This is a genomic window from Salinivibrio sp. PR919 (assembly GCF_001995355.1).
Lineage (GTDB): Bacteria > Pseudomonadota > Gammaproteobacteria > Enterobacterales > Vibrionaceae > Salinivibrio > Salinivibrio proteolyticus.
Map to the genome: position 1 here is coordinate 1 of NZ_MUFL01000086.1, position 12,544 is coordinate 12,544.

Sequence of the window (12,544 nt, forward strand, 5' to 3'; positions counted from 1 at the left end):
GTCATATATTTGTCATTATGATGACGCAATCGATCGATGGTGTGGAATAATAGTGCCGCCATGAGGCAGCCCTTGAGCACTGTCGCATCAGCATTCCATTGAGTAGTAGGAGAGTAGGATTGATCACGGTAGATAAACATGAAGGCTTATCGGTTCGCGTTGCCATTCTGAACGAGGAAATCAGTGCACAAGAAGTCGATTTCTACTTGTTTGTCCCGGGAGAGCTGAAGTTTGGTAAACATGTTCTGAACGAGGATGAATTCTACCACCGCGTGCTGTCGAATAGCCGCACCTATTTTACCTCTCGCTACCACTTACCTTTGGTACACTCGCGTCTTGCCAGCCGAGAAAAATTACCCACTGAGCAATATCGAGTCAGCTTGAGTTTGTATGCGTATCAGTACGCGCTTTCATTAGAAAAAGCGACGCACGACTTTTTTGAGTCGGTCTCAGGATTGGAAGACGAAGAAGCACTCGAGCAATTGGAAGATACCATCGAAATGGCGGTGGAAATCTTACGCCGTTTGCGCCGTTACCAGCCGCAAGATACCAAGCTAGTAAAGTATTACAACAATATTGATAATTATCTGTCATGGCTGACCGAGCAACGGTTCTTGTCGCTTTTAGCGCATATGCCGCGCGGCTCGGTGTATAAAACTATCCGCCAAYAACTTGTGGAGCTTTGTGAAGCGGAAGAAGCTCATCGTTTGGTCAATCGCTACAATTCCGACAAAGCGATCAGCGATCCGACCCGCATGGTTAACAAAATGCGCTTGCTACGTCGTTTGATTGAATTTCCTGTCACCATTCGCCAAAAACCGGAAGCTTTGGGTAAGAACCTTAATAAACTCGCGAAAGCCTCGGCGACGGCGTTTGTGATGTTGTTTGTCACCACCGTGATTGTGCAGGCTCGGCAGTATTTGGGTGAAATTACCTTGTCGTTTGTCTTGGCGATGGCCGGGATCTATGCGTTGCGTGAAATTTTTAAAGATGATTTGCGTGATGCGCTGTGGCGATGGATTCGTAAAGGGCGGCCCAAATGGCGCAAGCGCTTTATCGATCCTACCTCGAATAGACAGATTGGTCGGCAGTTGGAATGGCTCGATTACATCGACTTTACTGCGCTGCCCGATGAAGTCAAAAAGCTGCGTCGTGGCAAGCTGCGTCAACAAGAAGAGGCCGTGGTGCGCCTAAAGGTCAAAACCCAGCTAGAGACTACCCGCTTTTTGTCTGGCTATGACACGACCCGAGATGTCTGGAAGCTCGATTTTCGTTCTTTCTCACGTTTAATGGATCGTGGAAGTCAGCGTTTGTATCGACTAAACGATGGACAGGTTTTAAAAGATTCGGTTGAAAAGCGCCACCAATTTAACTTGGTAAGCTGTCAAAAAATCAAAGACCAGCCTACGGTTTACCAGCGTTGGAAAATCACCGTAAACCGGTCGAAAGTCGTCGATATTGAAGAAATTCTCGATTAATTTTTCAGTGAAAACGTATTTTGCTTGCTAAGGTGGTCGATACAAAAGGCATAAAAATCAATAGCGTTAAGCGGCTTAGAAAAATAGTAGCCTTGGAATTCATCGACCCCCATTTGCTGTAAGTTGATCAATTGCTCCTGCGTTTCTACACCCTCTGCGACCACACGGATCCCAAGTTGATGCGACATATAACAAATGGTATCGACCAGTATTTGCTGCCGAGAAACGGTGGCCATATGCTCGATAAAGCTACGATCAATTTTCACTTTGTCAAAGCTCAAGTGATTCAGTACCGCCATCGATGACCAACCTGTGCCAAAATCATCCAAGGCAAGCCTGATGCCTATGTCTCGTAACTGATTCATTATTAGGCTGAATCTACCAATATCATCAATGGTCATGGTCTCGGTGATTTCAAACACCAACCGTTTACGTTGTTCAGGGTGATGGATAAAAATATTCACTACGTCTGAGAGCAACGCCTCACTAAAGAAAGAGTCAGATAAATTGACCGCCACATCGATATGCTGGTTGATGGTTTGCCATTCGGTATTCATCGCCGCATAAACTTGCCGTAGGATCCAAGTGCCAAGTCGCTGTCCAAGGCCAGCTTCTTCCGCTACATCGATTAATAACTGAGGGCGGATTGGTCCCAAGGTTGGATGTTGCCAGCGAATTAATGCTTCACAACCAAGTTTGTCGGGCTCAGACGATATAATTGGTTGATAGACAAGAGATAGCTCATCCTGGCTTTCATCAACAAGCAGTACATTTAAATCATCTTTTAATTGTCGGCGCTGACGGGCATCGGCCTCGAACTTAGGTTTGAAGACTACGATACTGTCTTTCGAGGGTAAAGCATCTTTAGCTTTGAGTAAGGCAAGATCAGCATTATTCAATAGCGTATTGGCAAAGACCTCCGGATCTTTACGAAGTGCCGTGTCAAGATCCGCACTTTTGGCGATCCCAAGCGCAACGGTGAGTTGGATATCCGGATAGATATCGTCGAGGGCGTTTCGCAACGTATCGCGAAGTGGTTGGGTGAAAAAGCTCAAATAATGGCCATCGACCGCGGCTAAAACGGCAAATCTGTTGCCGCTTAAACGCGCGCAAGTATAGCCATAAGGTGAGCAGATATTATTAAGCCTTTGCGCGAGTTTAGTGAGAGCATGATCACCCTGTTCATACCCCAGCAAGTCATTAATGTCTTTGAAACGGCGAATATCAATGACAAGTAAGGTGTGTATCGCTTTCTTGGTTGCGGCTTTTTGTAAGGCATCCAGTAAATAATTGCGATTTGGAAGTTGTGTGACGCTGTCCATCCATGCCATTTGCTGTTGCTTCAGGCTGTCCCGATACATACGCCAAGAGAAATACCCTAATAGGGTAAGGATAAGCCCGACGGCGAGATAGATATGTTTCAATTGGTTGGCGAGATACTCGCGTTGTTTGATAGCGGCAGGGCCTGTTAAATTATTGATCATCAAATCTCGCAGCGCAGGGAGTAGGGTGTCCATTTCGCTAAGCAATTGCTGTAAGCGTGTCGTCTGACCTTCTAGTACCGCTTGTTCATAACGTCTTATGATTTGAAATGCGCGTGTCACAAGAGGAGTGGCACTAAAGGCTTGTCTCAACTCCTCTGTCTCGCTGCTTCGTAAAAAGGTGTCGTAGCGACTCCAGAGAATGTCGTACTTTAAAATGAGTGCACTGCGGTCTTGACGTTGAGTGCGGAGATACAAGGCGAGTTCATGGCGAAACTCAAGGGTTTCTAATTCCATTTGGGCCAATGCCCATGCTGACAGCTGGGTACGCACTGCATGGCGAGAGTAGCTTTGATTGAACTGGTAAAGCGTCACAACCGCGAAGATGAGGATCGCAAACACAAAAACAATGAACCAAGTGACTGGGCGCTTAAGCATCATAAGCGTGTTACACCGCTACTCATCCATCACCTCCACACGGTTCGCTTGCCACACCATACGGCTATGTATTATTTCGTTATCCATTAAATTATTTTCCGATAACGGATAGATGACCCAGATTGGCCCTTTATCGCGAACACGCATCCACTGTCCGTTCTTTTTTATCGCAAATATGGGGTTATACCGCTCAATATCCTCAACCGTAATCTGGGCCCAATAATCATTTAGCGCATAAACTTTGAGTGTTTTGGGCGGAATATCGAGTTGAGCGAGTAGCTTTTGCGCTGATACGCCTAAAAACCGTTGTTGGCCATCGGTCCACGGAGTGGCTGTTTCAATGGTACGATCGGCCATCGCGACGAGTTGTTCACGTGTAAAAGCTTCTGTCCCTTTTTTACTGGTAATCGTGAGCATCGGGCTGGCAGTGACTGTGCGACTGACAGTCATTGCGATCACCCATCCAACTAGCAATATCAAGTGAAAGAGGTGGCTGTGCTTCGACCTTCTAGGTGTGGTGCAATGTGCCATGATATACGCCTTCTCAAGAGCTCCCTATTAAACGTAGCTGTACGCACTGGCTTACTCAAGTGTGGGCGTGGAGGGCGCATTCGGTAGGCTTAGCAAAGTAACTTGTTCTTATATGCTAGAAGATAATTCTATTTATCAGTCATTATAGTCATACAATATCATGTCAGTTTGTTTGTGAGTCGTCATAATGGCTAAAATAAAAACAATTATTAAACCAATATTCTTTTAATGGGTGAAAATATGAAACAACCCCACTTTTCTACGTTAGCTGTCCACGGTGGTGATCAAACGGACAAGGGGCACAATGCGGCTTTCCCGCCGATATACACCGCCAGTAGTTTTATTCAATCTGACCTTAGCCATCAGGCCGACTTTGGTTACTCGCGGGTTGCGAATCCAACCCGATCAGCTTACGAGAGTGCGTTGGCGGCGCTCGAGCAAGGTTGTTATGCGACGGCGACGGCCTCGGGGATGGCAGCGACAGCCTTGGCCTTAGAGCTACTGCCGGTAGGCGCGCACATTATTGCGATGCGCGGTGTGTATGGGGGGACGCATCGCTTGTTCGACAAACTCCGCGCCGCCAATAATGGACTCAGTGTCGATTATGTTGATCTCAATGATCTCAATGCCGTAGCAGCCGCGGTCAAGCCGAACACGGCGATGATCTGGGTTGAAACCCCAACCAACCCGTTATTGGAACTCGTCGATATTACCGCGATTTGCCAGTTTGCCCGCGAGCATGCGTTATTAACCTGTGTGGATAACACTTTTGCGACTGCGTGGAACCAAACGCCGTTGCGTTTAGGGGCAGATATTGTGATGTTGTCGACCAGCAAATACATTGGCGGGCATTCTGACATGATTGGCGGCGCGYTGGTTACCGCTGATGAAGCGTTGGCGAAAAAAATTGATTTTGCGAAAACCACGGTCGGCGCGATTGCCTCGCCATTTGATGCCTATCTCGCGTTACGCGGATTAAAAACGCTCGATCTGCGTATGCAGCGCCAATGCGATAATGCGCTAAAAGTTGCGACCGCGCTGGAAAACCACCCTGCCATTGAAGCGGTTTTCTATCCTGGCTTACCGTCACACCCGCAACATGCGCTTTGTCAGACGCAAATGCGCTCAGGGGGAGCAGTGGTTACCGTTCAGCTAAAAGGCACGCGAGTGGAAAGCGAGCGATTTTTAAGCCGCTTACGCTACTTTATCTTGGCTGAATCGCTCGGTGGTGTGGAGAGTATGATCAACCATTCAGCGTCCATGTCTCACGGTTCCATGAGTGAAGAGGCACGCGAGGCGATGGGGGTTTTCGATACCACCTTCCGGCTTTCAGTCGGCATTGAAGATAGCCGTGACTTAATTGAGGATCTTCTGCACGCACTCGATCAGGAGGCGTCATGACCGATTATGGCGTCTGGACGGTGGTGACGCCACTGGTCACTATTGTACTTGCTGTGGTCACGCGTCAGGTGATTCTGTCGCTACTAGCAGGGGCGATGGTGGGTTATACCGTGATTGCGAATTTCAATCCATTCGCAGGCGCGGCGAAGGCATTGGATAGTTATATTGGTGTGTTTGCCAGTGCGGGGAACACGCGCACCATTTTGTTTTGCTTTATGGTGGGCGGGTTAATACGTCTTATCCAAGTCACAGGCGGCACCCGGGCTGTGATTCATGCGCTCACTGAGCGTGCTCAATTGGTGAAAAATCCGGTTGCGGTGCAGTTGCTCGCGATAGTTACCACCATGCTGATTTTTATTGAGAGTTCGATTTCCATTATGTCAGCGGGGACGGTGAGTCGTGATTTAGCCGATCACTATCGCGTTTCTCGAGAGAAGCTCGCCTATGTGATCCAGTCATCCTGCGTTGCGACTTGCTCCAGCGTGATGATCAATGGTTGGGGCGCTGCGATGATGGCAATTATCGGCGTACAAGTCAGCAAAGGTTATGTTGAAGGCGAGCCCTTCACCATTCTATTGCACGCCATCCCATACAATCTAATGGCATGGCTCTCCTTGCTGGCGGTGCTGTTTTATGTGCTCACTGGGGCGAGTTGGGGGCCAATGGCGAAAGCGGACCAACGCGCGGCAGCCGGGCAAGTACTACGTGAAGGCGCCTTTCCGATTGCCGGCGATCATCAGCGCGATGATGAGCCGCTAGGCAAAGTGAGCTATTTTGTTCTGCCATTACTCAGCACCATTTTAATGGTGCCGGTGGGCCTGTTTATTACCGGTAATGGCGATATTGCCTCTGGATCGGGCTCAACCGCTGTCTTTTGGGCGGTGATGGCAGGGACTGCGGTTGCGATGGCTTTCTTTATCGGCACGCGTGTCTTATCGTTAGATACCTTTTTCCGCCACCTGTTAGCCGGATACGCAAATATGATGCCTCTCGGGGCAATTATGTCGCTGGCATTTTTAATGGGGGACTTATCGGCAGACTTACACACGGGACACTATATCACTCAGGTGATTGATGGCATTCTGCCAGCAGGATTATCAGCCGCTTTTGTCTTTGTGATTGCCGCTATTATGTCACTGGCGACCGGAACCTCGTGGGGCACGTTTGCAATCATGATCCCGATTGGTATTCAGATTGGCGCTGCGACAGGTATTGACCCGCACTTAATGATTGGCGCATCGATATCTGGGGCCATTTTTGGCGATATGACCTCACCAATCAGTGATACTGGCATTGTCGCGTCGATGGCAACGGGTAACGATCACGTCGATCATATCCGTACGCAATTCCCTTATGTCTTTGCGGTAGGGGTGGTGACCGCGGTCTTGTTTGCGATATTGGGAAGTGCTTAAACGCAGGCTCGGTTGAAAAAATAAACTGTCCTTGCGAGTCAGCAAGGACAGTCTGTTAATGCCCAAGTCCATGGAGTCAGTCTTTGCGGGCAAAAGGGGCAAGCGAAGGTTGATCTCGTTGTCTAATAAAATGTAGACGCCGAGTCTTTTATTGTCTAACTAAGCATTCAATCAGCTTGTGTAATAGGAGTCGTGGCTTGATTGAGATATGCAATAATGTCGTCTGACTCATACATCCATTGCACCTCGTCGCCCTGTTGAATACGTAAACAGGGAACTTTAATCTTTCCGCCTCCCTGTTCCAGCTCACGTCGGGCGGTCATATCGCGTTTGGCGTCTTTTGCCGCCAGCGGCAGTCCGAGCTTTCGGCTTGCTTGGCGAACTTTGACGCAAAATGGACATGCTTGAAATTGGTATAAGGTCACTTGCTTTGAAAACGCGACCATGGCTTGGTGCTGATCCGCGTTCAGCTTTGGTGGCTTAGGCTTAGTGAGCGCTTCAACAACGAGAATGATCCGGCCAAGGATCCAACGAATAACACCCATTTTCACTCCCTGTGTGTATCAAAGTGCAGAGTTTAACACGACAGCGCACGTGACCCTATATCAGGGTTTGTTTCTAAATGGTGACAATGTGTTTCTGGTGTGAAACACGGTTACGTTGTATGGCGCCTTTTGGCTGGTAAACTAACCGTCCTGCAACCTCACGATAATAAGCAAACGATTACAGGTACCCTATGACACTGCAAGCCATTGACTTTCAAGCGCCCAATGCGGAGCAAGCCTTTGTTGAATCCTTACGTGAAACGGGATTTGGCGTGCTTAAAAACCACCCACTACAGCAGCAGCTCGTGGCTGATATTTACAACCAATGGGAAGGTTTTTTTAACACCGAGGAAAAACATACATTTACCTTTAAGCCCGATACCCAAGATGGGTTTTTCCCCTCTAAAATTGCGGAAACGGCGAAAGGCCACACCAAGCGCGATTTAAAGGAATTTTTTCATTACTACCCTTGGGGGCAGTGTCCTTCAGCCCTCCGTGATAATCTGCAATCTTACTATCAACAAGCGACTAGCTTGGCTGAGACCTTGCTGTCATGGGTGGAGCGTCAGTCACCGGACAGCGTCAGTGAGCACTACTCACAATCACTTTCTAGCATGATTGCAGGGAGTGAGCAGACATTGTTACGCGTATTACATTACCCGCCGTTAAAAGGCGATGAAGAGCTAGGTGCTATCCGTGCCGCGGCCCATGAAGATATTAATCTGTTGACCATCCTGCCTGCAGCGAATGAGCCGGGCTTGCAAGTGAAAGCGAAAGACGGGCGTTGGCTAGATGTGCCGTGTGACTTCGGTAACTTAATCGTCAATATTGGCGATATGCTACAAGAAGCATCGGGTGGCTACTTCCCCTCAACCACCCATCGCGTGATTAATCCTGAAGGCGCAGATAAAACCAAAGCACGGATCTCGTTACCGCTGTTTTTGCATCCGAAACCGGATGTGGTGCTGTCTTCTCGCTATACGGCGAAAAGTTATTTGACTGAGCGTTTACGTGAATTAGGCGTTCTGTAAGCGAAAAGAAAAGCCGAGGTGATATGTCCCTCGGCTTTTTATTTAGACCCGTTTCGTGTATTGCAAGTTAGGCGTCATCCCCCAAGGCTTCTTCGATGCGCGCGGCAGCCTCCTCACTGACCCATTGATGCCAAAGGTCGCGATAGCGGCGTAAGAACTCATCGGCGGCGATCTCGCCATCAGCTTGATAATCATCCATCCATGCGAGCATGTCACTCATGACGCTATTATCGTATTCACGTTGCTGAACGTAGCGAAAGGCGATCGGCGATTGTTCCGCAAATGACGCTGTGGTGAGTGTATGCACGGGAGAGGTGGGAAACGCAGTGACTTTTGGAGTCTGGCATTCCGCTTGAGTGATGCAGCTTTTATAGTGCTCAAGATCAACGTCTGCGCCAAGGTCCACTTCGACCATTTCATATTTGCCCATCACTGGCGTCGGTGCCCAGTAATAACCAAACCACGCATCACGACGATCATTGGCACGAGCAATGGTTCCAGCCAGACCAGCGGCGGAGCCGGGATCGATCATCTCAAAACCGGCTTCACCCAGTTGAAGTGCGTCAAAAAGGTGCTTAGCGGAAATTTGGCACGTCCATCCGGCGGGGCAGCCCATAAACGCCGCTTTGTCGGGGTCTTCGGGGTGTGGAAATAATTCTGGATGTGACTTAATACCGTCGATAGTAGCAAGCTCTGGATGTTGGTCCACCATGTATTTTGGCACCCAAAAGCCTTCGTTCCCGCCTTGGCTAAATGCATTGCCGGCGTATCTGAGCCGCCCATCAGCCACACCTTTATCGAGCATTGCTTTATGCGAGTTGGTCCAGAACTCAGGCGCAATATCCGGCTCACCCTTTTCTGTCATCGATACGCCTGTTGGCATGGTGTCACCGGGGACCAAACGAACGTCGCAGCCATAGCCGTTAGCAAGGATAAATTGGTCAACATGTGCCATTAGGGTGGCTGAATTCCAATTCATATCCGCAATGGTGACATCGCCGCAGGCTGGCTCATCGGCATAGGCGTTTGGCGTCAAGATAAATAATGGAGAAAGTAGGAGCGCACAGAGTCGGGGTCGCATAGATCGTCCTTGAAAGTCGCTAGTGTTAAGTCAAAACCAAAACGTACCATGCGTCTGATACAAGGTCTATACTCGATGAAGCGCAAGGTGCTGAATCACAATTTAAAAACATATTTTTTGATCTTTAGGCTAACAACGCTCGTTATAATCACTATCGGTACGCCTTCGTACAAGCTGCTGAGCGCGTTGCCGTTGCACCTTGGTTTTGATGACTGTCTAGGAATTGCACATGCCTCGCCAAGATCAACTTAATGCCATTGAACAACAAGATGATTTAATCGCCCTGTCTGGATCTCAAGCGGCTTTAAAGCTAGGAAGCGCAGCCTTAGTGCGTATGCATGTGCACACGCCGATGAAAGGGTTATTTCGCTTTAATGCCATTATGCTTGGTACAGACGGCAAACGTTATTGCTACACCCAAATCCCGTCTCTATCTGCGCAGCAAAAAGGGCAATATTTAAACCCAGGCTTTCAAGTGCGATTGCATGGTGTGGCCGCGGATGGGTCGCTAGTCCGATTCAGTGGCAAGGTGCAAGGCGTGCTCGAGAGCCACTGCAGTATTGTGTGCATTGAGCTGCTCCGTGAGGGCGCGACAGCCACGCCGTTGCGACAAGACAAGCGCTTTCCAGTGGCACTATCAGCGACGCTTGCCACAGAGGGAATGAGCAAGATTGAGGTGGAGGTACGCGATTTGTCGGTTGGCGGATGTTTATTCGCTTACCGTTCAATGGGCGCCAAATTAGCACCAGAAAAAAAAGCGGCGCTAAACCTTGACCATATCGCCCCGAATCAAGATCTTACGCTTAATGGTTCGATACTCTCACATCGATTACTCAGCGATGATTACTTGTGTGGCTTTCAGTTTGACGATCGTAGCAAGGCACGCAGTACGTGGTTAATCACCAATCTTGCCTTCGATGGCACCTATTACCGATTAGCTGTGTCCGATAATAAAGGTGAGACGGCTCTGAATTAGTCGTCATCTTTTTACAYGCGCGGGGTGATTTTCAGTAAGCTCCCGTTTCGTTTATCTGTGAGAAGTAGAATGCTGCCATCACTGGCTTGAATCACGTCACGGATACGCCCGAACTGACCATCAAATAGCCGCTCTTCGCTCACTACGGTACCGTCTTCGAGGGTTAGGCGCACCAACAGACCAAATTTTAATGATCCAAGTAGTAGGTTGCCTTGCCACATCGGGAAGCGATCACTGTTCACCATGATCATGCCTGATGGTGCAATTGACGGATCCCAATAATAGACAGGTTGCTGCATACCTTCTTTCGCGGTGCCTTCACCAATTTGTGTGCCCAATCCGTAATTTACCCCATAAGTGATGATAGGCCAGCCATAGTTAACCCCTTTTTCGATGATATTGAGTTCATCGCCACCTTGAGGGCCGTGTTCATGCGCCCAGACAGTGCTGCCATTATTATCGAGTGTGATACCTTGCACATTGCGATGACCGTAACTAAAAATCTCGGGCTTTTTTGCATCATGAGCAGAGAACGGATTGTCGACCGGCAAACTGCCATCAAGGTTTAAACGCACTAAACTCCCCAAATGATCGGTAATAAACTGGGCGCGGTCACGGTGGCCGCGGTCGCCCAGCGTGATGTAAAGGTGCTCTTGGGTCACCAATAGGCGACTGCCAAAGTGACGGGTTCCGCCGCGTTTGGGCAATGCAGTAAAAATGACCTTGCTATTGATGAGAACATCTTGTGACAGCGTTGCTTTGAGCACTTCTGTTCCCGCTTGACCGCGTTCATCTTCTGCAGCATAAGAAAGGTATAGGGTGCCGGTCGCGGGGAAATCCGGCGCTAACGCAATATCAAATAGCCCTCCTTGTCCCTGCTGATAGACGCCTTTGGGTACTCCTAATATGTTCACCGTTAGCCCATTAGGCGTTAGGCGTTTTAAAGTGCCGTTCCGTTCGGTGATCAGGATATCGCCATTAGGTAGCTCGGCCATCCCCCATGGGTGGTCGAAGCCGCTTTTCACTTCCTCAACATTCACAGTGACTGTTTCAGTCTCGACAGTCACCCCGTGCGCGCTCAATGGGGCGCACAATACGAACATCAACAAAAAAATCGACGATATCCGGTGCATGACGACCTCCTTGATCAGTGGACGCTGAGTTTACGATAGAGGCGATCTTTAAGGTGTGCACGTTGCTTTTTCATCGCGGTAAAAATGTCGTCGCTGGTTGGGATCTGCTTCATTTCCAGACCACGAATATGATGATCGAGCTGATGATAACGTTTGGCATCAAGTTGGAAGTCAGGATCGTTCGCCTTCAAATCATGAATGCGTTCACGGTACTCTGGGAACTCAAAGATAAGCGCATGATTTTCGCCTTGCATAAACACCTCCTTCTCACCTTGTGATGCTATTAAGGCTAGGCGTGCTTTGCCGATCTCTCCAGTTTCAGTCTGCTTGATTCGGGTCGAGTGGCGGGATGCTGGGCTCGACGGCTTTCGCTGCTTTTTTATCGGGGAAATGGATGGTTTTGCCGTCAGCTGTCAATAAGCTGATGGTATGTGGCGAACCGTCCGGTTGTAAGGTGACCAGTCCGACAGCACTGGCGTTCACTAAGCGCTTAGGGCCTGCGGTGTCGGGATCACGCCTATCAATCCGCATGCGCTTTCGCTTGGTGAGCCAATTAAATGGTGAGCGAGGACTGAACAAAATACGATCGCACCATTCACAAATACTCAGCAGCGGCTCTGGGAAATTGTTTTTAAAGCCGCTCGCGGTAATTTGCCATAAGCGCGGGCTATTGGTACGAAAACGAATACGAATGTCGTAGGCAAATGAATAGTGCACATCACCCGATAGGATCACGTAGTTGGTTGGCGTACGCTGGTGGCGGAAAATACTCAGTAAGGTATTGGCACTGCCCGGATGAGCCATCCAGTTCTCAGCATCGACAATGGTGGGCTTGCCGAGCCAAATTGCGATACGTTGTAATACTTCAATAAACTTTACCCCGAACATGGGTGCGGCCGAGACAATGACCGCACTGTCATGCTTGAGTAGGTCATGCTGAAAATCCATCAGAGCTTCCCAGTCCATCAAGCCGGATGGGCGGTTCATGCTGGACTCCGAGCGCCACCGACGAGTTCGAGTATCGAGTACCACTACAC

The 12,544-nt window shown here is 49.1% G+C and carries 11 protein-coding genes and 1 pseudogene; 5 read left to right on the forward strand and 7 right to left on the reverse strand.

Features of this window, described 5'->3' with window-relative positions:
• Positions 1-119: 119 nt before the first annotated feature.
• Entirely contained in the window at positions 120-1,478 is a 1,359-nt protein-coding gene (locus tag BZG83_RS13865) for a hypothetical protein (protein WP_077481377.1), read from the forward strand.
• Here the strand turns inward: BZG83_RS13865 and BZG83_RS13870 are convergent.
• The gene (locus BZG83_RS13870; RefSeq protein ID WP_077481379.1) at positions 1,475-3,400 is read right to left on the reverse strand and encodes a putative bifunctional diguanylate cyclase/phosphodiesterase; all 1,926 of its coding nucleotides are present in this window, start codon (positions 3,398-3,400) and stop codon (positions 1,475-1,477) included. The genes BZG83_RS13865 and BZG83_RS13870 overlap by 4 nt on opposite strands.
• 15 nt (positions 3,401-3,415) lie before the next feature.
• Complete coding sequence (locus tag BZG83_RS13875) at positions 3,416-3,847, reverse strand: oxidoreductase (protein ID WP_108743604.1); 432 nt, start codon at positions 3,845-3,847, stop codon at positions 3,416-3,418.
• 321 nt (positions 3,848-4,168) lie between these two features.
• On the opposite strand from BZG83_RS13875, the gene BZG83_RS13880 reads away from it, so the two are divergent.
• Both BZG83_RS13880 and BZG83_RS13885 read left to right on the forward strand, forming a co-directional pair.
• Positions 4,169-5,329 carry a trans-sulfuration enzyme family protein gene (locus BZG83_RS13880; protein ID WP_077481383.1) on the forward strand — a complete coding sequence of 387 codons (1,161 nt, stop codon included), beginning with the start codon at positions 4,169-4,171 and terminating at the stop codon, positions 5,327-5,329.
• Positions 5,326-6,741, forward strand: a complete 1,416-nt coding sequence (locus BZG83_RS13885; RefSeq protein WP_077481385.1) for a Na+/H+ antiporter NhaC family protein — start codon at positions 5,326-5,328, stop codon at positions 6,739-6,741. Before BZG83_RS13880 ends, BZG83_RS13885 begins: the two co-directional genes overlap by 4 nt.
• Before the next feature lie 167 nt (positions 6,742-6,908).
• Here BZG83_RS13885 and BZG83_RS13890 read toward each other — a convergent pair whose 3' ends face one another.
• Complete coding sequence (locus BZG83_RS13890) at positions 6,909-7,286, reverse strand: glutaredoxin family protein (protein ID WP_077481387.1); 378 nt, start codon at positions 7,284-7,286, stop codon at positions 6,909-6,911.
• Between the two features lie 191 nt (positions 7,287-7,477).
• Here BZG83_RS13890 and BZG83_RS13895 point away from each other — a divergent pair, with 191 nt between their 5' ends.
• Complete coding sequence (locus BZG83_RS13895) at positions 7,478-8,317, forward strand: isopenicillin N synthase family dioxygenase (RefSeq protein WP_077481389.1); 840 nt, start codon at positions 7,478-7,480, stop codon at positions 8,315-8,317.
• Between the two features lie 67 nt (positions 8,318-8,384).
• On the opposite strand, the gene BZG83_RS13900 is transcribed toward BZG83_RS13895, so the two are convergent.
• Positions 8,385-9,398, reverse strand: a complete 1,014-nt coding sequence (locus BZG83_RS13900) for a glycine betaine ABC transporter substrate-binding protein (RefSeq protein WP_077481391.1) — start codon at positions 9,396-9,398, stop codon at positions 8,385-8,387.
• A gap of 229 nt (positions 9,399-9,627) precedes the next feature.
• On the opposite strand from BZG83_RS13900, the gene BZG83_RS13905 reads away from it, so the two are divergent.
• Positions 9,628-10,374: a PilZ domain-containing protein gene (locus BZG83_RS13905; RefSeq protein WP_077481393.1), complete on the forward strand. Its 747-nt coding sequence runs from the start codon at positions 9,628-9,630 to the stop codon at positions 10,372-10,374.
• An 11-nt stretch (positions 10,375-10,385) separates the two neighbouring features.
• Here BZG83_RS13905 and BZG83_RS13910 read toward each other — a convergent pair whose 3' ends face one another.
• The 3 genes and pseudogenes from BZG83_RS13910 to BZG83_RS13920 all read right to left on the reverse strand — a co-directional run.
• A complete protein-coding gene (locus BZG83_RS13910) occupies positions 10,386-11,507 on the reverse strand; it encodes a PQQ-dependent sugar dehydrogenase (RefSeq protein ID WP_077481395.1) in 1,122 nt (373 codons plus the stop codon).
• A gap of 14 nt (positions 11,508-11,521) precedes the next feature.
• The gene (locus BZG83_RS13915; protein ID WP_069586641.1) at positions 11,522-11,761 is read right to left on the reverse strand and encodes a YdcH family protein; all 240 of its coding nucleotides are present in this window, start codon (positions 11,759-11,761) and stop codon (positions 11,522-11,524) included.
• A gap of 64 nt (positions 11,762-11,825) precedes the next feature.
• A pseudogene (locus tag BZG83_RS13920) lies at positions 11,826-12,544 on the reverse strand (alkaline phosphatase family protein); the annotation flags it as partial.